Annotated in this window: 44 protein-coding genes and 1 pseudogene; 35 read left to right on the top strand and 10 right to left on the bottom strand. The window is 61.0% G+C overall.

Annotated elements, in window-relative coordinates; all coding sequences use genetic code 11:
* Positions 1-10 precede the first annotated feature (10 nt).
* From V9K84_RS15685 to V9K84_RS15670, 4 genes are read right to left on the bottom strand one after another with little or no spacing between them, the layout of a single operon-like run.
* Complete coding sequence (locus V9K84_RS15685) at positions 11-208, bottom strand: DUF4224 domain-containing protein (protein ID WP_213607032.1); 198 nt, start codon at positions 206-208, stop codon at positions 11-13.
* A gap of 18 nt (positions 209-226) precedes the next feature.
* Complete coding sequence (locus V9K84_RS15680; RefSeq protein WP_338791184.1) at positions 227-649, bottom strand: hypothetical protein; 423 nt, start codon at positions 647-649, stop codon at positions 227-229.
* Positions 646-1,173, bottom strand: a complete 528-nt coding sequence (locus V9K84_RS15675) for a hypothetical protein (RefSeq protein WP_338791182.1) — start codon at positions 1,171-1,173, stop codon at positions 646-648. Before V9K84_RS15675 ends, V9K84_RS15680 begins: the two co-directional genes overlap by 4 nt.
* The gene (locus V9K84_RS15670; RefSeq protein WP_338791180.1) at positions 1,170-1,907 is read right to left on the bottom strand and encodes a hypothetical protein; all 738 of its coding nucleotides are present in this window, start codon (positions 1,905-1,907) and stop codon (positions 1,170-1,172) included. The genes V9K84_RS15675 and V9K84_RS15670 overlap by 4 nt, the downstream gene beginning before the upstream one ends.
* Before the next feature lie 125 nt (positions 1,908-2,032).
* Between V9K84_RS15670 and V9K84_RS15665 the strand changes: the two genes are divergently transcribed.
* Positions 2,033-2,356, top strand: coding sequence for a hypothetical protein (locus V9K84_RS15665; protein WP_338794412.1), 324 nt, complete (start codon positions 2,033-2,035; stop codon positions 2,354-2,356).
* 134 nt (positions 2,357-2,490) lie between these two features.
* Here V9K84_RS15665 and V9K84_RS15660 read toward each other — a convergent pair whose 3' ends face one another.
* The 6 genes and pseudogenes from V9K84_RS15660 to V9K84_RS15635 all read right to left on the bottom strand — a co-directional run bounded on the left by V9K84_RS15660 (position 2,491) and on the right by V9K84_RS15635 (position 6,407).
* Positions 2,491-3,150, bottom strand: coding sequence for a hypothetical protein (locus tag V9K84_RS15660; RefSeq protein ID WP_338791178.1), 660 nt, complete (start codon positions 3,148-3,150; stop codon positions 2,491-2,493).
* A 142-nt stretch (positions 3,151-3,292) separates the two neighbouring features.
* Positions 3,293-3,454, bottom strand: a pseudogene (csrA, locus tag V9K84_RS15655) (carbon storage regulator CsrA); the annotation flags it as partial.
* A gap of 60 nt (positions 3,455-3,514) precedes the next feature.
* Complete coding sequence (locus tag V9K84_RS15650) at positions 3,515-4,126, bottom strand: DUF1566 domain-containing protein (protein ID WP_338791176.1); 612 nt, start codon at positions 4,124-4,126, stop codon at positions 3,515-3,517.
* Between the two features lie 148 nt (positions 4,127-4,274).
* Positions 4,275-5,069 (bottom strand): Bro-N domain-containing protein, encoded by a 795-nt coding sequence (locus tag V9K84_RS15645; protein ID WP_338791174.1) that lies wholly within the window; start codon positions 5,067-5,069, stop codon positions 4,275-4,277.
* 95 nt (positions 5,070-5,164) lie between these two features.
* Positions 5,165-5,551: a LuxR C-terminal-related transcriptional regulator gene (locus tag V9K84_RS15640; protein ID WP_338791172.1), complete on the bottom strand. Its 387-nt coding sequence runs from the start codon at positions 5,549-5,551 to the stop codon at positions 5,165-5,167.
* 130 nt (positions 5,552-5,681) lie between these two features.
* Complete coding sequence (locus V9K84_RS15635; RefSeq protein ID WP_338791170.1) at positions 5,682-6,407, bottom strand: XRE family transcriptional regulator; 726 nt, start codon at positions 6,405-6,407, stop codon at positions 5,682-5,684.
* 75 nt (positions 6,408-6,482) lie between these two features.
* Here V9K84_RS15635 and V9K84_RS15630 point away from each other — a divergent pair, with 75 nt between their 5' ends.
* The 34 genes from V9K84_RS15630 to V9K84_RS15465 all read left to right on the top strand — a co-directional run bounded on the left by V9K84_RS15630 (position 6,483) and on the right by V9K84_RS15465 (position 25,637).
* Positions 6,483-6,782, top strand: a complete 300-nt coding sequence (locus tag V9K84_RS15630) for a YdaS family helix-turn-helix protein (protein WP_338791168.1) — start codon at positions 6,483-6,485, stop codon at positions 6,780-6,782.
* Between the two features lie 144 nt (positions 6,783-6,926).
* Positions 6,927-7,202 carry a hypothetical protein gene (locus tag V9K84_RS15625; RefSeq protein ID WP_338791166.1) on the top strand — a complete coding sequence of 92 codons (276 nt, stop codon included), beginning with the start codon at positions 6,927-6,929 and terminating at the stop codon, positions 7,200-7,202.
* Positions 7,199-7,501 carry a hypothetical protein gene (locus V9K84_RS15620; RefSeq protein WP_338791164.1) on the top strand — a complete coding sequence of 101 codons (303 nt, stop codon included), beginning with the start codon at positions 7,199-7,201 and terminating at the stop codon, positions 7,499-7,501. The genes V9K84_RS15625 and V9K84_RS15620 overlap by 4 nt, the downstream gene beginning before the upstream one ends.
* Entirely contained in the window at positions 7,498-7,734 is a 237-nt protein-coding gene (locus V9K84_RS15615; RefSeq protein ID WP_338791163.1) for a hypothetical protein, read from the top strand. The genes V9K84_RS15620 and V9K84_RS15615 overlap by 4 nt, the downstream gene beginning before the upstream one ends.
* Positions 7,731-8,021, top strand: a complete 291-nt coding sequence (locus V9K84_RS15610; RefSeq protein WP_338791161.1) for a hypothetical protein — start codon at positions 7,731-7,733, stop codon at positions 8,019-8,021. Before V9K84_RS15615 ends, V9K84_RS15610 begins: the two co-directional genes overlap by 4 nt.
* Entirely contained in the window at positions 8,018-8,254 is a 237-nt protein-coding gene (locus tag V9K84_RS15605; protein WP_338791159.1) for a hypothetical protein, read from the top strand. The genes V9K84_RS15610 and V9K84_RS15605 overlap by 4 nt, the downstream gene beginning before the upstream one ends.
* The gene (locus V9K84_RS15600; protein ID WP_338791157.1) at positions 8,251-9,024 is read left to right on the top strand and encodes a Rha family transcriptional regulator; all 774 of its coding nucleotides are present in this window, start codon (positions 8,251-8,253) and stop codon (positions 9,022-9,024) included. The genes V9K84_RS15605 and V9K84_RS15600 overlap by 4 nt, the downstream gene beginning before the upstream one ends.
* On the top strand, positions 9,021-9,335 hold the full coding sequence (locus V9K84_RS15595; protein WP_338791155.1) for a hypothetical protein: 315 nt from the start codon (positions 9,021-9,023) through the stop codon (positions 9,333-9,335). The genes V9K84_RS15600 and V9K84_RS15595 overlap by 4 nt, the downstream gene beginning before the upstream one ends.
* Positions 9,332-9,937, top strand: coding sequence for a hypothetical protein (locus V9K84_RS15590; RefSeq protein WP_338791153.1), 606 nt, complete (start codon positions 9,332-9,334; stop codon positions 9,935-9,937). Before V9K84_RS15595 ends, V9K84_RS15590 begins: the two co-directional genes overlap by 4 nt.
* The gene (locus tag V9K84_RS15585; RefSeq protein ID WP_338791151.1) at positions 9,934-10,164 is read left to right on the top strand and encodes a hypothetical protein; all 231 of its coding nucleotides are present in this window, start codon (positions 9,934-9,936) and stop codon (positions 10,162-10,164) included. Before V9K84_RS15590 ends, V9K84_RS15585 begins: the two co-directional genes overlap by 4 nt.
* Before the next feature lie 4 nt (positions 10,165-10,168).
* Positions 10,169-10,909, top strand: coding sequence for a helix-turn-helix domain-containing protein (locus V9K84_RS15580; RefSeq protein ID WP_338791149.1), 741 nt, complete (start codon positions 10,169-10,171; stop codon positions 10,907-10,909).
* 73 nt (positions 10,910-10,982) lie between these two features.
* Positions 10,983-11,714, top strand: a complete 732-nt coding sequence (locus V9K84_RS15575) for an ATP-binding protein (RefSeq protein WP_338791147.1) — start codon at positions 10,983-10,985, stop codon at positions 11,712-11,714.
* Complete coding sequence (locus V9K84_RS15570; RefSeq protein WP_338791145.1) at positions 11,711-13,123, top strand: DnaB-like helicase C-terminal domain-containing protein; 1,413 nt, start codon at positions 11,711-11,713, stop codon at positions 13,121-13,123. The genes V9K84_RS15575 and V9K84_RS15570 overlap by 4 nt, the downstream gene beginning before the upstream one ends.
* On the top strand, positions 13,110-13,664 hold the full coding sequence (locus V9K84_RS15565; protein WP_338791143.1) for a hypothetical protein: 555 nt from the start codon (positions 13,110-13,112) through the stop codon (positions 13,662-13,664). The genes V9K84_RS15570 and V9K84_RS15565 overlap by 14 nt, the downstream gene beginning before the upstream one ends.
* Positions 13,661-14,218: a hypothetical protein gene (locus V9K84_RS15560; RefSeq protein WP_338791141.1), complete on the top strand. Its 558-nt coding sequence runs from the start codon at positions 13,661-13,663 to the stop codon at positions 14,216-14,218. The genes V9K84_RS15565 and V9K84_RS15560 overlap by 4 nt, the downstream gene beginning before the upstream one ends.
* Positions 14,215-14,514 carry a hypothetical protein gene (locus tag V9K84_RS15555; RefSeq protein WP_338791139.1) on the top strand — a complete coding sequence of 100 codons (300 nt, stop codon included), beginning with the start codon at positions 14,215-14,217 and terminating at the stop codon, positions 14,512-14,514. The genes V9K84_RS15560 and V9K84_RS15555 overlap by 4 nt, the downstream gene beginning before the upstream one ends.
* Positions 14,511-15,059, top strand: a complete 549-nt coding sequence (locus tag V9K84_RS15550) for a hypothetical protein (RefSeq protein ID WP_313326999.1) — start codon at positions 14,511-14,513, stop codon at positions 15,057-15,059. The genes V9K84_RS15555 and V9K84_RS15550 overlap by 4 nt, the downstream gene beginning before the upstream one ends.
* Before the next feature lie 149 nt (positions 15,060-15,208).
* Positions 15,209-15,979 carry a hypothetical protein gene (locus tag V9K84_RS15545; protein WP_338791136.1) on the top strand — a complete coding sequence of 257 codons (771 nt, stop codon included), beginning with the start codon at positions 15,209-15,211 and terminating at the stop codon, positions 15,977-15,979.
* Between the two features lie 68 nt (positions 15,980-16,047).
* Positions 16,048-16,380, top strand: a complete 333-nt coding sequence (locus V9K84_RS15540; protein ID WP_229589072.1) for a phage holin, lambda family — start codon at positions 16,048-16,050, stop codon at positions 16,378-16,380.
* A 48-nt stretch (positions 16,381-16,428) separates the two neighbouring features.
* Positions 16,429-16,659 carry a hypothetical protein gene (locus V9K84_RS15535; RefSeq protein ID WP_338791133.1) on the top strand — a complete coding sequence of 77 codons (231 nt, stop codon included), beginning with the start codon at positions 16,429-16,431 and terminating at the stop codon, positions 16,657-16,659.
* Positions 16,660-16,674: 15 nt separating this feature from the next.
* Entirely contained in the window at positions 16,675-16,905 is a 231-nt protein-coding gene (locus V9K84_RS15530) for a hypothetical protein (RefSeq protein WP_338791131.1), read from the top strand.
* 12 nt (positions 16,906-16,917) lie between these two features.
* On the top strand, positions 16,918-17,076 hold the full coding sequence (locus V9K84_RS15525) for a hypothetical protein (RefSeq protein WP_338791129.1): 159 nt from the start codon (positions 16,918-16,920) through the stop codon (positions 17,074-17,076).
* Positions 17,076-17,417: an HNH endonuclease signature motif containing protein gene (locus V9K84_RS15520; protein WP_338791127.1), complete on the top strand. Its 342-nt coding sequence runs from the start codon at positions 17,076-17,078 to the stop codon at positions 17,415-17,417. The genes V9K84_RS15525 and V9K84_RS15520 overlap by 1 nt, the downstream gene beginning before the upstream one ends.
* 165 nt (positions 17,418-17,582) lie before the next feature.
* The gene (locus V9K84_RS15515; protein ID WP_338791125.1) at positions 17,583-18,056 is read left to right on the top strand and encodes a terminase small subunit; all 474 of its coding nucleotides are present in this window, start codon (positions 17,583-17,585) and stop codon (positions 18,054-18,056) included.
* The gene (locus tag V9K84_RS15510; RefSeq protein ID WP_338791123.1) at positions 18,053-19,750 is read left to right on the top strand and encodes a terminase large subunit; all 1,698 of its coding nucleotides are present in this window, start codon (positions 18,053-18,055) and stop codon (positions 19,748-19,750) included. Before V9K84_RS15515 ends, V9K84_RS15510 begins: the two co-directional genes overlap by 4 nt.
* Positions 19,747-21,147, top strand: a complete 1,401-nt coding sequence (locus V9K84_RS15505; protein WP_338794411.1) for a phage portal protein — start codon at positions 19,747-19,749, stop codon at positions 21,145-21,147. The genes V9K84_RS15510 and V9K84_RS15505 overlap by 4 nt, the downstream gene beginning before the upstream one ends.
* A 13-nt stretch (positions 21,148-21,160) precedes the next feature.
* Entirely contained in the window at positions 21,161-22,036 is an 876-nt protein-coding gene (locus V9K84_RS15500) for a head maturation protease, ClpP-related (RefSeq protein WP_338791121.1), read from the top strand.
* 14 nt (positions 22,037-22,050) lie between these two features.
* Positions 22,051-23,265, top strand: a complete 1,215-nt coding sequence (locus V9K84_RS15495) for a phage major capsid protein (RefSeq protein WP_338791119.1) — start codon at positions 22,051-22,053, stop codon at positions 23,263-23,265.
* A gap of 43 nt (positions 23,266-23,308) precedes the next feature.
* Positions 23,309-23,695, top strand: coding sequence for a hypothetical protein (locus V9K84_RS15490; RefSeq protein WP_338791117.1), 387 nt, complete (start codon positions 23,309-23,311; stop codon positions 23,693-23,695).
* A gap of 3 nt (positions 23,696-23,698) precedes the next feature.
* Positions 23,699-24,175, top strand: coding sequence for a head-tail connector protein (locus tag V9K84_RS15485; RefSeq protein ID WP_338791115.1), 477 nt, complete (start codon positions 23,699-23,701; stop codon positions 24,173-24,175).
* Positions 24,175-24,501 carry a phage head closure protein gene (locus tag V9K84_RS15480; protein ID WP_338791112.1) on the top strand — a complete coding sequence of 109 codons (327 nt, stop codon included), beginning with the start codon at positions 24,175-24,177 and terminating at the stop codon, positions 24,499-24,501. The genes V9K84_RS15485 and V9K84_RS15480 overlap by 1 nt, the downstream gene beginning before the upstream one ends.
* Positions 24,502-24,511: 10 nt before the next feature.
* Positions 24,512-24,679 (top strand): hypothetical protein, encoded by a 168-nt coding sequence (locus V9K84_RS15475; protein ID WP_315403114.1) that lies wholly within the window; start codon positions 24,512-24,514, stop codon positions 24,677-24,679.
* A gap of 3 nt (positions 24,680-24,682) precedes the next feature.
* Positions 24,683-25,258, top strand: a complete 576-nt coding sequence (locus tag V9K84_RS15470; RefSeq protein ID WP_338791106.1) for an HK97-gp10 family putative phage morphogenesis protein — start codon at positions 24,683-24,685, stop codon at positions 25,256-25,258.
* Complete coding sequence (locus V9K84_RS15465) at positions 25,251-25,637, top strand: DUF3168 domain-containing protein (RefSeq protein WP_313327016.1); 387 nt, start codon at positions 25,251-25,253, stop codon at positions 25,635-25,637. The genes V9K84_RS15470 and V9K84_RS15465 overlap by 8 nt, the downstream gene beginning before the upstream one ends.
* The last annotated feature ends 42 nt before the right edge of the window (positions 25,638-25,679 follow it).

The following is a 25,679-nucleotide window of genomic DNA, read 5'->3' as shown; positions in this document are numbered from 1 at the left end:
GCTTTTGCCCCTACCCAAGCCTTAGCTCGGGACCTTTCTTGTGTTCGACCTGCCCGCCAAGGCGAGCAATAACTACTTGTCGCAGCACCTTTGGCTTGCCGTCAGCATCCAGCACGTAGCCGAACCTCTCCGCCTCAAGCCACCTGATCTGCTCCTTGGCCCTGACGTAGCCGGTCATATCGGCCACCTCATCTGATGTCATGAACATGGGTCGCCTCCACTTCGGCTAGCGCGTCAGGTTCTGGTTGTCACGCTGATCTGTCACGTCAGCCGGTCGGCGCAGGTCGCGCCGGTCGTTCACCGCCCGCAGAACCGCGTGGACTGCTGCACTGATCTTTGCCTTCTGCCAGTCCCGCAGCTGGTCAATAGGTGTGTCAGCGAAGTTCGACTCTTTGTGCAGTGCTCCGCAGGCTGCTTGGAGATCGCTGGCGAACAGGTGTCCTTCGGCGCTCTTGGCGCGCTGCTTCCAGTAGGCGGATCGCTGCCGAAGCGCGCCGATTTCCCGCTCTTGTTCACGCAGGCCCTGCCACTTCAAGTCCTCGTCGCGAAGCATCTGGTTTTCGTTTTTGAGCTGGTCATGCTCTGCCTTCAAGGCCCACACCCAATCCACGAACCTGCCGAGGTCGGGAACGATGTTCTCGTTACTCACGACCGATCTCCCGTAGCCTGCTTCATCAACGCATAGGTCTTCGGTGCGCGGCTGCCTTTGCACCAGTCCAGCCCGACCTCATCAAGGAAGCACTGGCAGATTTCCTCCCAGCTATTGGCCAGGCCATTCCACTGCTCTCCGCGCTGAGCCATCTCGCCCATGCGTGGCTTCCACTCCGGGATCAGCTCAAGCAGCTTGATGCAGCGGTTGAGGTCATCCGGGTCAGCAGGGGCGGCGTAACCATCGTGGGCGGCCACCCCCAGCATGTGATCGTGAATGGCTCGCGATGACATGCCCACCTCGCCATCGCGCATCCAGGCAGCTGCACGCTGCTCGACCGTGGTATCACCGCCAGGCATGGTGGTGTCGTAGCCCAGCGGGCAGCCTGCCGCCTCGATGGCGTCGACGCAGGCCTGTTCGAACTTTTTCTGGCTTACCCGGCCCTGCATCAGGTCATTCATGACCGGGGTGATGGCATCCAGCTGGCGCTGGTTCAGCTTGTGACCACGCAATACGATGCTCATGCCCGACCTCCCGCCAGCGCTGCCAGCTCGGCCACCAACGCCTCGGTGCGCCCGTAGAACTTCCCCGTGTCCTCGTTCACGAACCGCTCGAGCACGGTGGCCACGGCGCGCTGGTTGGCCAGGGCGCGCAGGTCTGCCTCGGTGAGTGGCGTGTCGGTCGATGGCGCATGCACGAAGGCCTCCTGGCTGATCAGCAGGGTGCGCACCGGGCGGATGCCTTTCTCCTTGCTCACCCAGTTCGTCTCGGGTGTGCACCAGGGCAGCATGGCCATGTACCAGGCCGTGGCCGAGTTCGCCTTCTGGCTGCTGGTCCAGTAGTCGTGGGCGCAGACAAACGCCTGCGCAGCACCCTTGTCCTGGCTCAGGCCCGACCGGCCCCAGTCCGGCAGTTGCAGCAGGTTGCAGCGCAGCACCTGCAGCTCCTCGATGGAAGGGATGTGCCAGCCCCTGGTGCCACGGATGTTCATGCCCAGCACCTTGCGGGCGATGGCACTGCCCTCGGCGGCCATGGCCTGCGTGTTGGCTATACCGTCGAAGCGCGACGTTGCCCCACGGATTCGCGGGCGTGGGCCTTCCTCCTGCCACCAGCGGGCAGCGACTTCGAACTCCCGGCCTGCATCGATCACGGCATGCTCGGCGCCATCGAAGTACAATCGACCAGCATAGAAGCCGCCGCCAAGCGGCTGACCCACAGCGGGTAAGCTGGAAGGGTTGATTGCCCGGCGCCTGGTCACAATTCACCTCCTGAAACGATGCAGCTGTAACGTTGGCGATACGATTTTGACAAATGGTCAATGCACGTATATCTCATGAGCAGGCTGCAGATTTTTCTGAGCCAGCACCCGAGGAGCGGCACAAAATGAGAAGGCGAGGAGCGAAGTTCTGGGAATGGGCTGACCACCAACTTCATCATCGTTGCCATGATGAAAAACTTAGTGATGGGACCACCATCGATGTCCAGGCCAGGCTGTCTCGAACCGGAGTGACCCAGCTTTTTCTGGGCATCTACCGAGTAGATGGTGTTCTCCTCCTTGAGGAGTACTACGACAGCCGCCCGGGGGAGACAATTTCTCGCTCTTTGGCTTGGGGAGCGGGCAGAGCTCGGCTTATCGCAACTACGGGAAACATGGTAGTAGTTGAGGCTGATGGAGGCGCTACTGTTAAGCCGTCGTCTGGACGCTGATGGGCTATCCAGATGCTCAGCCAGCACCTGGCGCCCATCCAGCCCGCACGCAGCCGACAGGTCCATCACTTGCCCGAAAGTTGTACAGCGCTGCTGCAGGGCGCCCCACAGCTGCAAGAGCAGGGATGCACGGGTCATGGCTGCTGCTCCTGTACCACCTGCTGTTGCAGTACCTCCAGGCGAAGGACTGTGTCGATCTCGTGGTCCAGCTCGTCGCCGGATAGCCAGCTATCACCGCGCACCACCAGCAGGTCTTCGTCAGGGTTCTCGATGCTTTCACGGCCGCGCAGCCAGCGGTATCGGTTCGCATCGGCCACCAGCTTGACGTGCTCGTCGATACTGAACATCGCGGTAGGCTCTTCGCGCACCGCTACTGCTGGCGCCAGCGCTTCCATCAGCGGCCAGATTGCGTCGAGGGCTTCATCGAACTGCTCCCACATTTCTTCGCTTGGGTCGCCGCCGTGATCGCAGACCGCGCGCAAGCCGCCGACCTTCACGTTGATCAGGCGTAGCAGGTCGTACATCTCCCGGGCATGAGCCACCAGCAGCGGGTGCATGCCCAGGGCGCGCTCGCAGTACTCCATAGCATGGCTATGCTCTTCGCGTTCCCGGCCAAGCTCCTGCGCCTTGGCTCCCCACTCGGCCTGCAGATCGCCCTCGCTGGCGCCGGCGACTACGGCCAGTCCACGCCCGATGTAGACGTGCGCGTCGAGTTTTACGAAAGGCAGAATGTGTTCGAGGGTGCCGCCTTTGGCAGGGCGAAGCACCAGCGTGATCTTTTCAGGCAGCGTCATGGTTTTTTTCCTCTGATTCTCGACCCTTGAGTTGTTCCGCCTCTTCTGCCAGCAGCTGACGCCACTCGGCCTCGGTGCGATTGCCGTACAGCGGTTCGGACCGGTCGGGTTCAGGTTCACTTGCTGGCGCCGACTGCTGTAGGCCTGCCTGGATGCGCTGGAAGATCTCCTCGCGGTGCACAGCTACGCCTTTCGGTGCCTGGATACCCAGGCGCACCTGGCCGCCCTTGACGCCCAACACGATGACGCTGATGTCACTATCGATGCGGATGGTCTCACCTACCCGACGAGTCAGAATTAGCATGGTCAAGCTCCATTTGAGGTGTATGGCCACCGGGGCTGGCGCCCCAGTGGAAGGAATGAATTACTGAATGAATCTGCGGACGGGGCGGACGCGAAGCTCGTAGTCCTTGCCGTAGTAGTCCTGATAGCCAGCACCGAAGTGCATGGTGAATGCGTTGGTGGCGGAGCGCTGCGAGCTCGACCAGTACCAATCCGGCTCAAAGTGCTCGGGAATGTTGGCCCAGGCGTGGCTCAGCTCAGCAATGGCAGGCAGGTAGAAGTCGCTGTGACCGTCGCAGGTGAAGCCGAAGGCTGCCCCGGCGGCCGGGTGAGAGCCGTTACGGCCGGCAAGTACGAGCGTGTTCTGGTGGCCATCGGTCCGGCTGGTGGCCTCGACCTCGGTGCCGTGCTCGCCATAGGCGTGCTTGCCTGCGTCCCGGGCGGCGAAGATGACGTGGCACAGACCCTCGGCGTACTGTCGAATGCCGGCGTAGATGCCGCCCTGGCCGGGCCAGTATTCGCCGATGGCTGGCGGGGTGAGCTTTGGTCGCTCATTGCTGGCGCTGAACTTGAGTTCGCCGCCATTGAGCAGCGCGCCGAACAGTGCGTCCGCAGCCGGGTTCACGGCCTGGTCAGGCATTACCAGGGTGACGTTGAAGTTGGTTATGGCGACCAGTGGGGATTGCTGTTCCATGTGGATCTCCTGGGTTCTTGAGTGATGAAATCCATCACCTTTTGGCTTTTTTTGGGCAAGCCGATAGCCTGCCTAGTAACTTGGCTTTCGAGTGAAGTTGGGGTATTACCTTTTAGGTTGTTCCGTTTGAAACGGATAAAACCATGCTCTACTTGAGCTCTGGAATATCCAGGACCTCTAGTAGTGCGTCGAACTTGCTTTCAAATATGTGAACTTGAACTTCGAGTTGGTTTGCAGAGTTAGTCGCGTTCTTGCCGTAACCAAGTCCGGCCTCGGTCAGCGCCCAAAACTCTTTGATGCCCCTCGTTTTGCTCGGTCGCTGCTTGCGCTCGACCAGCCCCGCAGACTGCATCGCCAAGTAGACAGCGCGAGCCGTCACCGGCAATCCGGACTTCTTGATCAGCGTGGCCAAGGCGGCGGTTGTGTGGCTGGAGGTGTCGCCGTCTGGCGCATCGATCGCATACACCGGGAGCAGGTCGGCATGACCGATCTTCGCGGCGTACCGCTGGTACATGCCCAAGGTGGCCGACGGCGCCAGCTTCATGGTTCGCGCCATCGACTCGATCAAGATCGTCGCGTCGTTGGCGCTTGGTAGCTGTTGCTGCTGGGCCATCGAATAGCTGCCGGTGCGGCGGATGGTTGGCAGTACTTCGTGGGTCACCCAGCGCTTGAACGGCTTGGCTTCCGGCTTGCTGCTCGTGAGGATCGCCGAGTACAGGCCAGACTCATTGATAACGATAACTCCGCGCCCGCCAGTGGCCGGACCCAAACCGCCGATTTGGCGGTTTGACTTCTCGTCATCGTCGAGCTTGGAAGTCATCTTGTGCGCATCGCTGTAGCCCAGCACCTCGGCCACCTCCATTGCGACAAACCACGGTTCGCCGCTCTCATCCAGAATTACTTGGATCGAGTGGCCGTTGAAGCTGCGTTGAATCAAGTTCATCTGGTCTCTCCGAAAGGATGGGGTGGCGAAAGACCACCTCGTCGCTCAGGCTTGGTCACCGCGCAGGGATCTCGCTGGAAAGCCCTCGACGCTAACTACGCCGCCACCTGCTGCTCGACCCGCCGCGCCGCAACGCGAAGCTCTACCCGGCGCTCGCCGCCGTTGCCGCTGCGGCGGATGCGCATCGCTTGGTCGTCGCCGAGCATTCCGTGGATGGCCATCAGCAGGGCCAGTGCCGTCGCTGCCGGACTAATCAATCCGCGGCGCATCGCTTCTGCCACCAACTGGGCGCGCTTGATCACGCCGAGCTTTGTCGATGCCGAGAGCAGGCGCTTGTCGATAGTGTCCTTAGCCAGTCCGAACTCTCGTGCAGCTTCCTTGCTGGTCAGCCCACAAGCCACCGCCATGACGCACTGCAGCTCGCGCTCCGCCAGGCCCATTCCTAGGTTGGCGGTCCAGCGTCCAAAAGTCAGACCTGTCATGTGGCGGCTCCATGCGATTAAGAATGAAGAGAGTAAACATCATGTTTAGTTTTTGGTCAACACAAAACGTTTATGTTTTTTCTACAGGCATAAAAAAACCGCCACGCGGCGGTTTATAGGTGGGAGGGCTCTAAAGGAAAAGAGATGCTGGCATTTTTCCATCTACAACGGTGCCAACAACCTCCCACTCATCATCAAGGGCTTTGATCGGAAATGCGGAATTCAATGGTTTTAGGAAGACGTCTCCAGCTTCCCGCACGAGCTGCCTAAAGGCCGCTTCGTTCTCGGCCTTTAGGCGCGCCACGACGAATCGTCCGCTTTCAGGCTGTACGTCTGGATCCACCAAAATCAACGAACCCTCGGGAAATGTCGCAACGGACATGCTCATCATTGAGTAGCCGTTAACCCGTAGCCAGAAAGCAGTATCCCCAGCTTCAACGTCTGATGAGTGTCTAGCCCTTTCGTCAAAATCCGCTCTATCTCTCGTTTCGCGTGAGGCGCCCGCCTCTGCCCAGGATATTTCCGGGTACGAGGATGCTCTGCTTGCTCGGCGGGTTCTCCCAAGGTTTCGAGTCTTGAGCCAGCTCTGTAGCTCATCGGGGCTCATCTCGGCAAGCCGCTTGATGTCTTCTATCTCACCAGCTGTGAGTGGCTCACCTGCACCGCTCTGAAGCCAGTCCGGCTTCACGCCAAGAAATTTTGAGATAGTCAGAATCTGTCGGCCTGGAACGCCGCGAGCAAACCAGTTGTTTATGGTTTGCGGGCTAACCCTCAATGAGTGAGCTAGGTCGGACGGGGACTTTCCGCTCGCCCGCAGGGCGTACCTGAGCCTTTCGCCAGAGTGTTCAGTATTCATGCGAACGAGTCTACAGGCCTTGCCCTGTTTAAAAAATAAACGTATTGTTGATTCATCGCTCGAAATATACCCGGAATGTTTATGTCTATCACGCCCATAGATCAGGCAATAACCCGCGCGGGCTCAGGAGTTGAGCTGGCGAAAATTCTTGGCGTAACCCCTATGGCCGTTTCGCACTGGAAGGCTAGGGGGGTGCCTGCTCACCAGGTTTTAGCAATTGAGTCCGCTACGGGCGTATCGAGGCACACATTGCGGCCCGACATCTATCCGGAGCACCTCGCGCCAGCTATAGGAAATCTACAGTCGTTCAGCGAGCATGAGCAGTCCAACGAATCTGCTGTAAATCCATCCAGTGTTCAGCAGGGCTTCACATGAGCCCCTGCAATCCATCCCACTTTTTGCTGAGCGGTTGACCTTTTCGACCGCCCACAAAAAAGCCCAGCCTTAGCTGAGCTTCTTAGTCGGCACCCGCGCCAACGGGTGTCTCGGTACCACTTTGTCTTCAGAAAGGACAAAACAATGCAACACGAAAATACCACCGCGCCATCACTGGCGCAACTGTCGCAAGCAGATCTCAGCGCGCTGCGTCACCGCTTCCGCGCTGCCCATGGCGCCCAAGCCATCGCTCGAGTCTTGCTAGAGGACGCAGCGGACCTCGGTGCGCTACTGGAAATCCGCGACCGCGAGGGTCTACTCAGCGCTCTGGCCTGCTGTACCCATGAGCTGTACGCCTTCCACGAAGCTGCCTATTACGACGCAGTCAATCCTGACGATGCGGAAGGCGGTGCCCAATGACGGCTCTCGTAACCCGCGCTCAACGCTTTGTAGTCTCCGGCATTTCGTACCAAGTCGAAGCTGGAACGTCTTGCAGCACCACGCTGGCAGCAGCAGGCAGCATCCTGTCTGGGGTCAACATCATCCTCGGCGACCTCATTGCTGAAGACGAGTTCAGCTGTCAGCTGTTTGCTATTCGAACGCTCGTCATGCAGGTCGAGGCCCTGATCGGAGCTGTCGAGGATCCCGTCCGCGCAGCTGAACTTCTCGCGCCACAAGACCAAACCTCCCCAGTTCGTGGCGCGGAGGTGTCCCAATGACCACCACCGTCAGTGACCTGGGCGAGAAGGTTATGGCTCGCCTGCGCGCCATCAGCGGCCTGAGCTACGTGCTTATGGCGAATGACAGTTTCAAGGATGAAGCCCAGCAGGGCTTCCAGCCTCAGTTAGCGAGCGCCGATGAAGCCACCCTGCACGAAACCATCCACCTGCTTGATGAGGATGCGCAAGACCACCTCATCGGCATGATGAACGCTCAGGGGGTAGCCCAATGAAAACCCTTCAAAACATCGCAAACGAGGCCTACGACGATCTGCTGGTTCTCCATGAAAAGCTCGGCGAGTTCAAAACGATGTTCCTGGCTGTGAGTCAGTTGCTGTCCGAGCACGACACTGCTGGCCGGCTGGCAGGTATTGGGGCGCAGCAAGCCGAAGAGTGGGCCAGCAACACCGAGGACTGGGCGCGGAAGATGGATGAAAACCTCCGCAGCCTTGAAGCCCAACAACCCGTCGCGCCACAAAAACCTGCCGTTGCAAAACGTGGCGTGGGAGGTGCGGTATGACTCCGTCACTCAACGGCAACACCGACCTTGCCGACACCGTGCTCAAACTGATCTTCGACCGTGCCACTGAATCAGGCATTTCGACCACTGAGGTCAAAGTGCAGATCGTCTATCACCTGATCGTGGAAGTTCTGCTGTCCGACGTGCCGATGGCGCTGTTGTTGCAGATCGCGGCCCAAGCTGCAGACGACATTGAGCGCCGGCTTGATGAGATCGTTGGAGGTGCAGCATGAACCTGGTCACCACCGCCGCACTCACCATGTCGTCGAGGGAGATCGCCGACTTGGTTGGTTCCCGCCATGACAAGGTGAAGCAGTCGATCGAGCGCCTCGTAGAGCGCGCCGTAATCGTCCAACCCCCAATGGGGGATGAACACTTCACCGACTCTCTGGGGCGCCCGCGGACTGAATCCGTCTACCACGTCAACAAGCGTGACAGCTTCGTCGTGGTCGCCCAGCTCAGCCCAGAGTTCACTGCCGCGCTGGTTGATCGCTGGCAAGAATTGGAAGCGCAGCTTGCAGGTCGACCAGTTGTTCCGCAGAGCCTCCCTGAAGCTCTGCGCCTTGCTGCTGATCTGGCCGAGGAGAAGGCCGTGCTGGCGCTGGAGAACCAGCAGCAGGCCAAAAAGATCGAGGCCTTGGAAAACCTGTTCATGCCTGGCGAGACCGTTCCTCAGTTCGCCAAGCGGCTAAACGGCGTGAACTCCCAGTTGGTACTGGCATTCCTGGCCGAACTCAAGTGGATCTACGACACCGAATCCAACCCGGACCATTCGCCTAAGTATCGCGTGTACGCCATGGCGCGTGACAGACACCTGCTCACCGAAAAGCCCTACAAGGTCAGCGGCGAAGGCATGACGGGGTTCATCCGCTATGCCCCGGTGATGCTGGAGAAGGGCGCCCAACGCCTGCACGACCTCTACATGGAAGGCCGCTTGCCCATGAAAAAGACCTGGGACGGCAAGTTCTTCTACACCAAGTTCAACCCGGAGAATCCCCTGTGAGCAAGAAACCGACCTACGAACAACTCATGGGGCAGATCGCCGAGGCTGCCGTGGGCTATCAGCAGGCTGAAACCAAGCGCAACGCCCTGCGCCGCGAACTGAACGGTCTGTACAAGACCTACTTTGCCGCCTATGGCCATCCATACCCAGGCGAGCCACGCAAGCGCATTGACCCAGACGACGAGCGTTTCATGGGTGTCCTGAGCTTCACCGACGCGGCCTTCCAGCGCTGGCTCGATTCACGAGAGCTGACCACCAAGCTGAAACGCAAGCTGCGCGGACTCGTTCAGCGCCTGGAGCGTGCTCAATGAGCAAGGTCTCTGATTTGTTTCCTGCCCCGGACGGCCCTGCGGAAGTCATCAACGAGGAGCACTTCGCCAAGTTCGAAGATGCCGCCTTGCAGCTGATGTGCTTCGAGGTCATCGCCGATGCGGCTGAGGCGATCGAGGAGGGTACCACGCTGGATCGTCATGGCGAGGTCCACGTCGGGCTCATTGAGGCCTGTATGGCGCTCGCAGTGATGTTTCGCCGCCGAACTGGTCATGGCGTCCAAGAGGTCGCGTCAGATCACCTGGACCAGCAGCGGCGCAGCCTCCTTGAGTCAGGGGAGGCGGTCTCGCCAGCGATACCGATCAAGTCTTGGGCGCTGTTAAAGCCTCATGCGCCCGAAGCCTTCGATCAGCTGGACGATGCGGCTCTCGCTCGGGCTGGATTCAGCTATGCCAGAAGGTTCCGCGAGCATATCCAGGCCAACGGTCCAGAGCTGTTCGACCTTGAGCATGCACGTGTTCTCTCGATTGACGCGATGAGCGCACTCTCAGTTCTGGCTGGGCGCCTGGCTGCTGCTGATCCCGGCGAGCCGTCCGATCTGCACCTGATAGGCAACGCGCCAAGCTCGGAGACTCTCCAATGACCCCGATTCCAACCCCCCCCCAGGCGCTCCAGCAGCGCGATGGCGCCTCGATCATCAGCGGACCCTGGCCTACCTACACCCAGTTCAAGGGCTTTCCAGAGCGCGAGCGCTGGACGATCTACGAGCTAGCCAAGGCTGGGCGGCGTGCGATGGAAGACAAAGGCTTCGCTATGGGCGAGAGCTACGACCAGTTTGTCCAGCGGGTCACCGCTGAGTTGGAGATCTGAACCCATGAGTATGGAATTGATGGTCAAGGCCATGAAGACCAAGGTCGGCAATCCGCTGCGCAAGCTGGTGCTGATCAAGCTGGCGGACAACGCGAGCGACCAAGGCGAGTGCTGGCCGTCCTACCAGCACATTGCCGACCAGTGCGAGATCGCTCGATCGACAGTGAAAACACACATCCGCGAGCTGGAGAAAGCTGGCCTGGTACGCCGGGAGTTCCGTCGCAATGGCGAGTTGAACCAGTCCAATGTGTTCCACCTGACCCTAAGTGGTGGGGCGGGAGCTGCCCGAGGGGGTGGGGCGGCAGAAAACCCACCTGGGGCGGCAGAAAACCCAGGGGGTGGGGCGGGAGCTGCCCCCAGAACCAGTCACTCTTTTGAACCAGTCAATGAACCAGTAGAGCAGACGGTCGCTGACGCTCCCTCGGCGAAGAAGAAGGCGCCCAAGTTCGACCCAATCACCTGCAAGCCGGCCAACGTCAGCGAGCAGACCTGGGCCGACTGGTGCCAGCACCGCAAAGAGATCCGCAAGCCACTGACCGCCACCACCTGTGCGAAACAAGCCAAGACCCTAGCCGGCCACCACGCGCCTGATGCCGTGATCAACCAGTCCATCAGCAATGGCTGGACCGGCCTGTTTCCGGAGAAGGTGCTGCCTGCAGCCGGTGCCTACCAACAACCCCAGACAAGCGCAGTGCTGCATGTGCCCGCCCACCACCAGGAGATGTACCCTGATGACTTCATCTAAGTTCAGCTCGGAGCCACGGGTCACTGGCTCTTACACCGCTGACTGCCCGGTACCTGGGCATGACCAATACAAGGTGACCCGGGTCGAGCAGTTCGATGGCGACTGGAAGCAGACCGGCTGCCCGCGCTGCCAATGGGAGAGCCTGAACCTCCAGTGCGAGACCAGCGTGCGGGATGCTGCATACGCCGCCAAGGAAGCCGATGAGCTTAACCGCGACCTGTTTGCCACTGGCATCACGCCGCGCTTCCGTGGGTGCACGTTCGACAACTTCATCACCAATGCTGAATCAGCCAAGGTCCGCGCCCAGTCTATCTGCCGGCGCTACGCCGAGGAGTTCGAAGAACACTACCGGGCTGGGCGCGCCCTGATGCTGCTGGGTGAGGTCGGGAACGGTAAAACCCACCTGGCATGCGCGATCCTGCAGCACGTCGTGCGGGAGCACGCCGCCAAGGGTCTGATCATCACCGCCGAGGCGATCATGCAGGCCGTGACGGACAGCTTCCGCAGCAATGCCGGGCCTTCGAAGTCCGACCTGCTGGCCGAGCTGGCTGCTGTCGACCTGCTGGTGATCGATGAGGTGGGCATGCACACGCCGCGCCCAGGCAAGGATTTCATGCCGAGCCTGTTGCACGAGGTGATTGACAGGAGGTATCAGTTGGTCCGCCCAACAATCCTTGTCAGCAATCAGGACCGCGAGCAACTGCCGGCCTACATCGGGCCGCGGGCGATGGACCGCTTGCGCGAGAATGGTGGCCTGCTGGCGCCCTTCACTTGGGCCTCTGCTCGAGTTGGGGGTGGCGCATGATTAGTCAGGACTATCTGGACTGCATGCAGAACGAATCGCGCCTGCACAGCCCCGAGGCGGAGCACGCCCTCATCGGCGCAATGATTCACCAGTCGGCGCTCATCGATGACGTGAAGCTTGAGGTCGGTGATTTCTACCAGCCTGACTGCGCCGAGCTGTTCGAGCTGCTGCTGGCGCTCAAGTCGAAGGGGCGCCAGATCGACGTGGTAACGCTTTCTGATGCCCGTCCGAACCTGGCGGACGGGAGCAGCACGCTGGCCGTGGCCGCCCATATCGCCCGCAACACCCCGAGCGTCGCCAACTTCGCGGAGTACGCCCGGATCGTGAAGCAGCGATCGGTGGCTCGCCGCGTGATCGCCGCGGCTCACATCATGACGGAGCGCCTGAAGGACGGGGAACCGCTGGACGAAGTGTTGGCGCAGGGCCAGCAGGCCTGGGTTTCCCTGGAGGCGGAAGGGATCGATTCGCGCAAGCGTTATCGGTTCATCGGGGAGATTCTGCCAGAAGCCATCGATGGGGTTGACCGTAGGTTCAACCGCGAGGCGGTACTCGGCTTCGACACTGGGCTGCCATCTCTCGACAAGTTCATCCCTGGTATCTGCCCGGGACACATGGTGGTGATTGCTGGCGCCCCTGGTAGCGGCAAAACGACCCTGGGCCTGGGTATCGCCGAGCGAGTGGCGCTTGTGGCCAAGTCCACCTCGCTGGTGTTCAGCCTCGAGATGACGGATGTGGAGCTTACAAACCGCTCGTTGGCGTCGGTTGGTAGCGTTCAGCTCAAGCACATCACCGAAGGGCACTCGATGGCGGACAGCGATTGGCCGGGCCTGACTTCTGCGGTCAGCCGGCTGAACGGGGCGCCCCTGATCTTCTGCGACGATGCCTCCCTGACGATGCGAGATATCCGGCAGATCTGCCGCACGGTTAAGCGCGAGCACGGCCTGGGCTCTGTCACGCTGGACTATATCGGCCTGGTCAACGGAGAGAGCAAGTCGGCCAGCCGCTACGAGCAGGTCACCGACATCAGCAAGTCGATCAAGCGTTTGGCCAAGGAGCTCGGGGTGCCGGTGATGGTGCTGGCGCAGTTGAACCGTGGGCCTACCCAGCGCGCCAACAAGCGCCCCACCAAGAGTGACCTGCGCGACTCTGGCCAGATCGAAGCCGACGCTGACGTGGTGGTGCTGGTCCACCGAGACAGCGAATCCGAGGAAGGGCAGTCAGGCGTCACCGAGCTGATCGTGGACAAAAACCGCCACGGGGAGACCGGATTCTGCCGTGTTCAGCACCAAGGTGCTTACCACAGGTTTGCCGAGCTGGTCGGGTATCAGCCAAGCAACGAAGAAGTCGAAATGGGCAGGACATTTGCCGGCCGCCACCGAACCAAAGGAGCACAGCATGAATCTTTCTAATTTCGGGCCGCGCTCTGGCGCAGGCAGATCCACAACACCGGTCGTGACGGTGGCTGTGGCCAAGCGCGCTGGCGCCGAAAAGCCCACCACCACCCCAAGCCAGGAACCACGGGGCTCCAGTCATGATTCCATGCTGGAAAACGGGCGCTCCCCCACCACCAGGGTAACCAGCAGTGCCACCTACGGGCCAATCGAACTGCCTGCTACCTTGGCCGAATGCGAAGCTCTGCACGAGCGACTGGTCACTGACTCGATTCGCTTGGAGCTCGCGCTGAGCCAGGCCCAGGAGAGTTCGACCCAAGGGCGACCATACGACCGCAGCTGGTACCACCGGGCCAAGGCCGCACTCAAACACATCAACCATGACCGCACCCGCCTGCTGTACCGCTGCGGCCAGTTGCGCAAGGATGCCAAGGCCCAAACCCAGCAGCACCTGGATCGGGTCATCCTCGATGTGATCAAGGAAGCACTCCCGGCCGACCAGTTCATGGGGTATGTACGCATTGCTGAGGCGCGTGCAGCGTCGGGGGTGGGCAAGTGAACCTGCTCAAGTTGATCGCTCGGGTGCTGGCGCCCGTGCATGAGCAGGCAGGGTATCAGCCCGTTGTCGCTGACGGGGCTGCCGTGCTTCCGACATGGGCGCAGCTGGTCAAGGCGAAGCAATACCCTGAGGCAGAGCGAATAGCCGCCTCACTGCGTGACTATCCAGGTGACTGGGGTTGGGAGCACAAAGGGCACACGCTCAAGCACTTGCCGACAGGCTTTGTGCTGTGGGTAGCCAACGAGGACTACGGCCTGGGCGAGCGCTCTAGCGGACATACTTCGAAGTTCTCAGCGCCGGAGCAGGCGATCATCTGGCCCGCTGCCCAGGTCTGGCTGGCGTCTCACAAGGTCGGCTTCACCGGCCGCCTGCCCAGGGTGAAGATCACGAGCCGCAATGGGACCTGGTGGTGTGTCGCCGAATCGCATCCATGGGCTGGCGCTGGTGGCTCGCCTGCTGAGGCCTACCGGTCTTGGGCAAGGGCTGTATCGATCGAGGCGCGCACCGACAAGTGCCCCGGTGAAATTCTGCACGTATGGAGTGCCGCACAATGAGCAAGGTAACTGCGGCACTGCCGCGCAAGAGCCTCCAGGAGCACGAACGCCAGTTCCTGAAGATCGCAGGCCAGCATCTGGCCGAAGAGAAACTGGGTGGCGCTGCCGCTATGGCTTGCCTGCTCGACATGGTCGCCAGCTGGCACGCGACACGCGTCAACATCGAGTTCGGTGATTACTGTAAACGCTGGGTCACGGAGGGCAACGCCAAGAGCAAGCTGGCCGACAGACTGCTGCGCGACCTGCTGGGGCTGGATGACAACCCACCACCTCGCCGTATCCGGAGGGCTGCATGAGCGTTTACCGCGACGCCGAGCATGGCGTGGTTAGAGCGATGACTCTTGATGCCATATCGCTGCACAAGGGCCAGGCCTGGCAGGGCAAATATCAGCCCCCTGGCGCTCAGCCAGGCAAAAGCGACAACCCATGCCCCTTGGATCGCTTCGACCAGCTCACCCAGGACGCGATGACCCGCTCCCTGCTGCACAGGGTGCTTTCGCCGCTGCACTGGAACATGCTCGAGGCGTTCTACAAGGTCGACAGCAGCAAGTCGTTGCAGCAGGAAAGGGCGCTCGCCATCCAGTATGTGGCCAGGGCGGCACCTGGCAAGGCACATTGGCTGTTCAGGCAGAAGTGCGTGACGGCCTGGGCGGTGTCCAATCTGCCAGAAGGGTTCATGGTGCTGCACACTTGGGACAACCTCGACTCACCAACACCGGAAAAGACGCTGTACCGGTGGAGGTCAGATATTCGGAGGTGGCTCAAGCAGGAGCTGGACAAAGCCTTCGCCTCAGCTGCGGTTATCCTCGACGAAGCGGGCCTCATTGCAGAAGCCGCTTGACGCGGTGAGAAAATGAGAATCTAATTATCCACATTGCGGTTCTGCGTTTTGAAAATGCGAACCCCGAAAGCCTCGGCCAATGTGTCGGGGCTTTTTTCATTTCAGCCCTCGCCAAAGTGCGGGGGCTTTCTGTTTCTGGAGGTCAGCAAATGCGCTGCTCGATCCAATCCGCCAACTACACGCCCAAAACGCCATGCGGCAAGAAGGGTTCCGGCTGGAAGCTCGATCTGGCTTCAGGTGACTTCGAGATCAATTCTTGTGCCTTCGGCAGCGCCTCTGCCGCGCCCGAACGCCAGATGGTGTCGGTCGAGGTGGCCAGCTGGAGCAAGCACGACTTGCCCAAGAACGCCGCCAACCTGCTCCAGTTCTTGCAGGTCGAGCTGCAACGAGTTCCGGAAGAGTATCGCCACGCCGCAGAGTTCGAAGAGTTCGATGCGGGCTACGGCGATGAGTCGTTCAATGCTCGCTTGTTCCTTAGCTACTCCCGCCTTGAAACCGAGGAGGAGCTGGCTGATCGCCTGGAGAAGGCGAAGGTGGCCGGCACTCGGACAGTGCACGCCGGTGGTTGCACTACTGTGATTGTCGACGGAGTGGTTCGGTATCGTATTGGCAACTTAGACGCGCCGCTGCCAGAGCCTGAACAGCCAAAGACTTTCAAGGCTGATGGCGGTCAGGTCTATATCAGCGAGGCGCTCATTGATGAAGGCTCAATCGGCCCCGGCCCCGTCGCTATGCCAGAGTCGCAGTGCGTGGTGTCAGCGCACGAGTTCGCACTGAAAATGCAGGTCAACGCCCAGGGCCACTATGTGGTTGCTGGTATTGGGGTAGGCGCAAATCAAGACGAGCCCTCGCCAAATGAATGGGTCCGGCAGATCCTGCGCGAAGAGCTTCAACCTGGCGGAATGCTGCACCGCAACTGACTTCCTCATATTGCCCGCCTTGCGCGGGCTTTTTTTGGTTTCAGCTCCCCGAAAGGGAGGTATCGAGTATGTCCAACATGCCAGACAAACCAGACACCTGGGCGATTGCTCTTGCGTGGTTGAGCCAGCATTCGCCCCTCCTGTACGCGGCCGGTCTTTCATGCGCCATGGCAGTCCTTCGGATCACCTACGGAGGCGGCACCCGGCGCCAGATGTTGGTTGAGGGCGCCATCTGCGGAGGTCTGACCCTGACCATGATCAGCGGCTTCGAGTTCTTCGGGCTGCCCCAAAGCATGGCTGCCTTCGTCGGCGGCTGGGTTGGCCTACTTGGGGTGGATAAGGTGCGGGCCATCGCTGACCGAGTGACCGACTTCAAGCTGCCGGGCAGAAAGGCAGAGTAGTCCGCGCCACAAAATAGCAGTGCGCCGTTTCGTGGCGCGGAGACACTGATGAATCGACAGCAGATTGCCTGCGCACACAGCCTGTTCTACACCCGCGACCAAGTGCAGCGGCGATTGGATACGGTGCTGAGCGGCAAGGGCCTGTCACTGGCCATCACCAGCGACTATCAGGACGAGACTGTTCTGCACTCGGTGACCGAGCCTCTGGCAGATCACTTCAGGGCTGAGATTGCCGCAATCGATGACCAGCTCAAGCTATTGGGCTGGAACGGCGAGTAGCGCAGGGAGCAGAGGATGGCCAGAACGCGATCGCCTTACACATCCTGCAAGCTCTACGTGGACGGCGCCGAAGGCATTGCGGTCGGTGACTTCATCACTACGGCTGCCGGATCTGCCTATCTGGTGCAGACCCTCCGGGTCAGTCGCACGCGGCCAGAGCGCAAGCACATGAGCTGCCTGCGCTGGCCCATCGCTGAGGTGCCGCCTGATGCGCGGTGCTACCTGCTGACCTGGTACAAGAGATAAGGAGCACAGGCCATGGCTAAGGTCTACGCCACGATCGTCTGCCGCCATCGCTGGTGGTTGAAGTACTACCTGGCTGGCGTCCTGGTCATGTCCCACATCACTGGGCGCGAGCCGGACATGACTCGGGGGATGCGCTGGATCGAGCGTGCCATCGTGGTTGAGGTGCGCTGATGGGCAGACTCACCTCTCTCAAACCAGCCCTGCAGGCCCAGCCATCAAGGCTGGCTACGGTCAATCCTGAGTCATGGCGTACGGCCAAGGGAACGGCTGCCCAGCGTGGCTATGGGTACAAGTGGCAAGTAGCTCGGGCTGCATGGCTCGAGGCCCACCCGCTGTGCGTTTACTGTCAGCGCGAGGGGCGCGTGACTGCAGCGACTGTCGTTGACCACAGCACACCACACCGCGGCGACATGAAGATCTTCTGGGACCGCAGCAACTGGGTCTCGCTGTGCACCCATTGCCACTCCTCGGTCAAGCAGGCTGAGGAACGCGAGGCCGATCGATTTTTATAGCGTTATAAAAATCTTATTTTTCTAAGAAAAAAAGCATGAGAAGGGCTCTGGATTGAAAAATCCGGTCATGGGGGGAGGGGTGGGGTCAGAGTTCGTGGCTTCACGTAGCTAGACCACCTCTGCCCCCACGTGTGAATTTTTTTCCCGTTTCAGAGGTTTTTGTTAATGGCGTTAACATCGAAAAAGCGCCGTTTTGTCGAATCCAAGGCTGCTGGTGCCTCGAATCGCGAAGCGGCGGAGGCTGCAGGCTACGCGGCGGGCAGCGCTTCGGCGGCAGGTTCTCGGCTCGCAAAAGACCCTGATGTTGTTGCTGCCCTGGAGAAGTTAAAGGCGCCCCGAAATGTTAAGCCGGAGCCAGAGCGCGAGGCCGTCGAAACCGCTCCGGTGGGTGACGAGTCTGGCGATCTGGTCGACCTGCCCAACACCGACGACCCCCTCGTTTGGCTACTGGCGCTGATGAACGACCCTCAAGCCAAGATCTTTGATCGACGCAATGCCGCCCAGTCGGCGCTCCCGTACTTCCACGGGAAGAAATCCGGTATGGGCAAGAAAGAACAGAAGCTCGAAGATGCAGCGAAGGTGGGGGCTAGCGGCAACCGCTTCGCGCTGCGCGAGCGTCACTTGAAGGCCGTCAAATGAAGAAGTGGACAACCGCTTGCCCTGACTGGGAAAGCCGGATCGTCCGCGGGCAGTCGCTTGTCCCGCTGGAGCCCATCTTCCCGGAGCAGGCAGAAGACGCGCTCGATGTGTTCGGCAACCTTCGGATGGTGGATGCTGACGGCAGCCCCCTGATGGGAGAGACCTGTCGAAGCTGGGTGCTCGACTTGGTTGGCGCGCTGTTCGGTGCGTATGACGCGGAGGCCGGCCGCCGACTGATCACCAACTACTTCCTGATGGTCAGCAAGAAGAACGGTAAGTCGACGATCGCTGCTGGCATCATGCTGACGGCGCTGATCTTGAACACCCGACCGTCTGGTGAGTTCCTGATCCTGGCGCCGACGAAGGAAGCGGCAGATAACGCATTCAAACCGATCCGGGACATGATCGATGCGGACGAGGACCTGCAGGCCAGGTTCCATGTGCAGGAATACAACCGGATTGTCACCGACAACCTGAACAAGGCGAACCTGAAGGTAGTGGCGGCTGACTCGGCCACCGTCACCGGAAAGAAAGCCACCGGCGTGTTCATTGACGAGCTCTGGGAGTTCGGCAAGCAGGCCAAGTCGGCGAAGATGCTGGTCGAGGCTACCGGTGGCCTGGCATCGCGCCCTGAAGGGTTCGTTTTCTACTGCACTACCCAGTCCGATGAGCCGCCGGCTGGTGCCTTTAAAGACAAATTGCACTACGCGCGGAAAGTGCGCGACGGCGAAATCGAAGACCGGCGTTTCCTGCCAGTGATCTATGAATTCCCCAAGGCCATGATTGATCGGAACGAACACCGCGATCTGGCAAACGCCCATGTAACGAATCCCAACTGGGGGCTTTCTGTCGATCAGGAGGTGATCGAGCAGAAGTATCAGGAAGCCCAGGCGGTGGGCGAGAGCGCTGTTCGCGGCTTCCTGGCCAAGCACCTCAATGTCGAGATCGGCCTCGACCTGCGGTCAGATCGCTGGGCAGGCTCTGATCACTGGGAGTCTGCAGCCGAGGCGGGACTGAGCTTGGAAGGGCTGCTGGAGCGCTCCGAGGTTGTGACGGTGGGCATCGACGGTGGCGGCCTTGACGACTTGCTCGGCCTGACAGTGCTTGGCCGAGAGCCAGTCAGTCGGCAATGGCTCCACTGGTCTCACGCTTGGGCGCACAACATCGTGTTTGAGCGGCGGAAGGATATCGCCAGCGTGCTGATGGACTTCGAGAAGGCCGGCGATCTGACGGTTGTTGATCGACCAGGTGACGATGTTCAGCAGATCGCTGACATCATCTGCGACATCAGGGATCGTGGTCTGCTGCCCGAGAAGCTGGCTATCGGCGTCGATGCGGCCGGTATTGGTGACATCGTCGACGAGCTGACTACTCAAGAGCGCGGCATCACCATGGAACAGATCGTGGCGATCTCGCAGGGCTGGAAGCTCAATGGCGCGATCAAGACCACAGAGCGGAAGGTGGCCGGCGGTGAGCTGGTTCACTGCGGCAGCGCGATGATGAACTGGTGCGTCGGTAACGCGCGCATCGTCCCCCAAGGCAACGCAATCACCATCACGAAGCAGGCCAGCGGCTCGGCAAAGATCGACCCGCTGATGTCGACGTTTGACGCTGTGTCCCTGATGGCCCTGAATCCAGAAGCTTCTGGCGACCTTCAGGGCTTCTTTGATAACCCGATCATGGTAGGAATCTGATGGCCAAAAAGAAACCGGGCCGGGTTAAGGCTGCGCTGCAGAACTGGCTGGGGGTGCCCATCGGACTGAAGGATGGCGCATTTTGGCAAGAGTGGTTTGGCAGCTCCGCGTCTGGGAAGCACGTTTCGGTCGACAAGGCCATGCAGCTGTCCACGGTGTGGGCGTGCGTGAGGTTGCTGTCAGAGTCCGTCTCAACGCTTCCGCTCAAGCTGTACCGGCGCCTCCCTGATGGGTCTCGCGAGGTCGCCAAAGACCATCCGCTGTTCCGCGTGCTATGCCGCGTTCCGAACGCCGAGATGACCCCGCAGCGCTTCATGCTGCTGGTGGTGGCGAGCATTTGCCTTCGAGGCAATGCCTTCATCGAGAAGAAGATGATCGGCAGCAGGATCATCGCCCTGGTACCGCTTCTACCCCAGTGCATGAGGGTGAAGCGTGAGGACAACGGGCGCCTGAAGTACACGTACACCGAGAACGGCGTAGATCGCGACATTCCCGAGAAGAACCTGATGCACATTCGTGGCTTCGGCCTGGATGGGGTGTGTGGGATGCTCCCGGTAACCACCGGGCGGGAAATCTTCGGCTCGGCCATGGCCATCGAGGAGGCCGCCGCGAAGGTGTTCGCTCAGGGTATGCAGGCATCAGGCATCCTGAGCAGCGATTCCAAGATCACGCCGCAGCAGCGCGAGCAGCTGCGGGCCAGCATGCAGGCATTCATGGGGTCGAAGAACGCTGGCAAGATCATGGTGGCGGAGGCAGGCTTCAAGTACCAGGGCATCACGATGAACCCTGAGGCTGCGCAGATGCTGGAGTCCAGGTCTTTCGGGATCGAGGAGATGTGCCGCTGGTTCCGCGTTCCTCCGTTCATGGTTGGCCACATGGACAAGCAGTCCAGCTGGGCGGCCTCGGTTGAGGCGCAGAACCTTCACTTTCTCACCAACAGCCTGCGGCCATTGCTGGTCAACATCGAGCAGGAGATCACGCGCTGTCTGATCGGCGAGGCCGATGCCGACGACTACTATGCCGAGTTCGCAGTGGAGGGCTTGCTTCGCGCGGACAACGCGGGTCGAGCAGCCTGGTACAACACGGCCCTGCAAAATGGCTGGATGTCTCGCAACGAGGTGCGGCGACTGGAGAACTATCCGCCGATCCCGGGCGGCGACACCTACACGGTCCAGTCCGCACTCGTGCCGTTGGAGGAGCTCGGTAAGCCGGCAGCAGGGGTATCGCCGGCGGCCTCGGCATTCATGCTCAGGCTAGTCTCGGCGCGCAACAACGATGACCGAGAGGCCATCGACAAGGCGGTCGAACTGGCATCCCAGGCTCTGGAAGCTGGAAACCCAGACGGACCCATGATGGCCCACGCGCTGATATCGATGCCGCTGCTCAAAGCGGCCTGACCTGGAGTAACCCATGACCCTTAAGACACTACCGGCAGCGCCGGCGGTGCGGCCGCACGCGCGCGTCGAATCAGACCTACTGCCAAAGGCCATGGAGCGCTGGAATCCAGCGATCAGGGCGGCAGCCGGTGACGACTCCACCACCATCACCATGTACGACCCGATCGGCATGGACTGGTGGACGGGCGAGGGCGTCACCGCCAAGCGTGTCAGTGCCGCGCTTCGCAGCATTGGCGACAAAGACATCACCGTGAAGATCAACAGCCCAGGCGGCGATGTTTTCGAAGGCTTGGCGATCTACAACCTGCTGCGCGAGCACAAGGGCAAGGTGACCGTCCAGGTGCTTGGTCTGGCCGCATCGGCTGCATCGTTCATCGCCATGGCCGGTGATGAAATCCAGATCGCGCGAGCCGGTTTCATGATGATCCACAACGCCTGGACCATCGCTGCTGGTGATCGAAACGACTTCACCGAGGTTGCCGACTTCCTCGACCAGATCGACGGCACCTTGGCCGACATCTACTCGGTCAGAACCGGCGATGAGGTCGCAGCGATGCGCGCCCTCATGGACGTCGAGACCTGGATGGGCGGAAGCGGTGCTGTAGAAGCGGGCTTCGCTGACGGCCTTCTTCCATCGGACGCAGCGCAGGAAGACCCGCAGGCCAAGGCGCCGCACCAGATCGCAGCTCGTCGACTGGACGCGATTCTGGCCAAACAGGGCATGCCGCGCTCCGAGCGGCGCTCCCTTATTCAAGAACTCAAGGGTGGTACGCCTGGCGCTGCCCCCTCCGGTACGCGCAGCGCTGCCGACAACCAGGCCGACCTGGCCACCCACTTTGCCGATCTACAGGCCGCAATGTCGCGGTTCTCGGCAGCAGCCCTCAAGTAACCGGAGAACATCCCATGGCAGACAACACCGCTGACCTGCTGAAGCAGGTTTCCGCCGAGCTCAAGCAGGCCACCAGCGATTTCAGCCGCCAGGCCGAAAACGCGCTGGCCGAGGCCAAGAAGGCCGGCAGCCTGTCCGAAGAAACCAAAGCCGCCGTCGATGAGATGGCCACCAAGTTCAACAGCCTGACCGAGGCCGAGAAGCAACTGAAAGCCCAGCTGGGCGAGCTCGAGCAGGAATTCGCGCGCCTGCCCTCGCCTGGCACCCCGCAAGCCCAGGATAGCCTCGGCGGCGTCGTGATCAAAAGCGAAGCGCTGAAGCAGTTCGCGGCCAGCATCGAGGGCGGCAAGCGCGTCAACATTCCGGTCAGCGCCGCCTTGCTGTCCACCGACGTTCCGGCCGGTATCGTCGAGCCTCAGCGACTGCCCGGTATCGACACCGCGCCGAAGCAACGCCTGTTCATCCGCGACCTGATCGCCCCGGGTCGAACCACTGCGCCGGCCATCTTCTGGGTGCAGCAGACCGGTTTCACCAACGCCGCCAAAGTCGTGGCCGAGGGAACCGCCAAGCCGTATTCGAGCATCGAGTTCGCGTCGAAGCTCACCGCGGTGTCGACCATTGCCCACATGTTCAAGGCCTCCAAGCAGATCTTGGACGACTTCGCCCAACTGGGTTCCACCATCGACGTTGAAATGCGCTACGGCCTCAAGTACGTCGAAGAGCAGGAGATCCTGTTCGGTGACGGCACCGGCGTCCACCTGCACGGCATCGTCCCGCAGGCGTCGAAGTATGTCCCGGCCTTCGAGGTGGAGAAGCGGTCGGGTATCGATGACCTGCGTTTGGCGATGTTGCAGGCACAGCTTGCGCGTCTGCCAGCCTCTGGCCATGTCCTGCATTTCATGGACTGGGCGAAGATCGAGCTGACCAAAGACACGCTGGGCCGCTACATCCTTGCCAACCCGCTGGGACTGGCTGGCCCCGTGCTGTGGGGTCTGCCGGTGGTGGCCACCGAGGTCGCCGCATTCATGGGCAAGTTCCTGACCGGTGCATTCCAGACCGGGGCTCAGCTGTTCGACCGTGAAGACGCCAACGTGGTCATCTCGACCGAGAACGCCGACGACTTCGAGAAGAACCTGATCTCGATCCGCTGTGAGGAGCGTGCGGCCTTGGCGGTGAAGTGTCCGGAAGCGTTCATCTTCGGTGACTTCAACGCGCCGGTCACTCCGTAACCCTTAGCGAGGGCCGCCCGAGCGGCGGCCCCTGGAGGCATTCATGAAACTGAAAACCCTGAAACCTCTGTACCTGGGCGGCCAAACGCTGGCGGAGGGCGCGCCATTCGAGACTATCGAGCAGCATGGTCGCCAGCTGATCCAGAAGGGCTATGCCGAGCTGGACGAATCCGAACGTGAGGTGGTGGTGACCATCTCGCAGGAAGATGCCGCCGGCGCTGGCGTGCTGACCACCACCAGCCTGGATTCCTTCACCTTGCCGACTGTCCTGCCAGGCGCCGACTTCAAGGCGAAACACAAGGGCGGCGGCAAGTGGATCGTGGTTGACGCCGAGGGCAATCAGGTCGGCGAGTTCTCCGGTAAACAGGAAGAAGCCAATGCGGAAGCTGAGCGGCTGATCGCTGGCGTCGAGACGCAGGCCAAGGAGTAAGCCATGTCTGTGATTGCCATCGACCTCGCCATGGAGCACCTACGGGCTGACCCCGATGACCAGGTGCTGGTGCAGTCGCAACTCGACGCGGCTGAAGAATCGGCGATGAAATTCCTCAATCGCCGCTTCTACTTCGACCAGGCATCACTCGAGCAGGCTAAGGGCACCGTCCAGGCCTTGATGCAGCAGGCCAAGGCGGCAAATGCTGCTGCAGTGAGCGCCGCCGAGGCAGAGCAAGATCAAACACTGCGTTTTCGGCTACTCGACCACGCCCGCGAGGCGCTGGCGGATGCCTACGACAGCGCAGACGCTGTGGCCTATGGGATGGTGGTGACCCCGTCTATCCAGGCAGCGTGTTTGCTGAAGCTTGGCCACCTGTACGCCAATCGAGAGGAGGTCGTAACAACGGGCTCGGCCTCCGAGCTGCCGCTGGCTTCCCAGCACCTACTGATGCCGCACCGCATCCGGATGGGTGTGTGATGAGGGCTGGTCCTTTGCGTCATCGCTGCATCTTGGCCAGTCCGGTGCGCGAGCAGAACAAGTCGGGTGGCTTCACCGTGACCTGGCCACCTGTTGGCGAGATCTGGGCCGAAGTCACGTTGCCAACCGGCAGGGTCACGCCAGTCGCCGAGCAGTTGCAGGCCACGGTCACTGCCGAGATCCGCATTCGGCCCCGCAAGGATATCGCTGCTGGCTGGCGAATCACTGAAAAGCGCACCGGCGTCACCTACAAGGTCGAGGCCGCGTTGCTCAACAACGAACGGGACATGCTGCGCCTGTTGTGCTCATCAGTCCCCAACCCATGAGGTACACCCAATGAAAATTCGTGCACTGGGCCGTCTCTCGGGCGCCTCTGGTGATCGAGAGAAGGGCGAAGAGTTTGAGGTGGCCAAGGAGTACGCCGAGGGCCTGATTGCCCGCGGCTACGCCGAAGCGGTCACCGAGAAAGCCGAGAAGCCGAAGGCCGCCCCGGCCAAGGAGTAGGCGATGGCCCGTCGATCCAAGCTGCTTGGTGATTTCAAGCTGCGCCGCACGTTGCGCAACATCAACAAGACGATGGACAACGAGCTGAAGCCTGCCATGGAACAGGCGGCGGGGCGCATCCTGGCCACCCAGCAACAGCTGATCCCCAAGGACACCGGCGCTGCCGCCTCCGCATTGAGGGTCTACGTTTCACCCAGCGGTCTGGACGCGCAGATCGGTATACGCGGCAAGCGGGACAATCGCCGCTTCTACTACCTGCGCTTCATCGAGTACGGGACCAAGGGGTACTCCGGCACCCTGTATCAGCGGGCCGACCGAAATGCCGTTGGCGGGGTGCACACCAACAACCGCGACAAGTCACAACTGCGCGGGCGTCGAAACTCGATTCGTCAGCGCGACACCAAGAACAAGTCTGATGGGCGGAACTTCTTCGGGAAGTACCCAGATATTCCGGCCAGGCCTGCCCATCCGTGGCTGCGCCCTTCGATGGACGTGAACAGGGAGTATGTGATGGCGGATATCGAGACAGCGATTCGGCGCACGCTGCGCAAGGCGAGCCTGGGGGCCGGCAATGGCTGATCCATCCCTTGCGCTGCAGGAAGCGCTGTTCGCCCGTCTGCGTGCCGAGGTCGATTGTCCTGTGCTGGATGGGGCCGGCATCAACACCCCGATGCCCTATGTGTCCATCGATCGCGAGGTCTCGACCAACATCAGCCCCATCGCCGGTCGCAAGCGCGAGCAGCGCCTGATCTACCTGTCTGTCTGGTCTGATGCCGTTGGCCAGGCAGAGGTCAAGTGCATCAACGGCAAGATCATTGCCGCCCTCGACGAGCGCCGGCTGGTGCTTGAGCACGGGCGTGCGGTGTCTGTGCGCGTGCTCCAGGCCGACGCCCAGCGCGATGCTGATGGCACCACGTACCAGGGCTCGATCACCGTCCGCGTGATCACCACCCACTGATTTACCTACCGGCCGCCCTGCGGCTTTATCCAATGTGCCTTT

The sequence above is a fragment of the Pseudomonas sp. AE27 genome, from assembly GCF_037113495.1.
Lineage (GTDB): Bacteria > Pseudomonadota > Gammaproteobacteria > Pseudomonadales > Pseudomonadaceae > Aquipseudomonas > Aquipseudomonas palmensis.
Note: the sequence above shows the minus strand (reverse complement) of the source record. Positions and strands in the feature narration are given on the sequence as shown.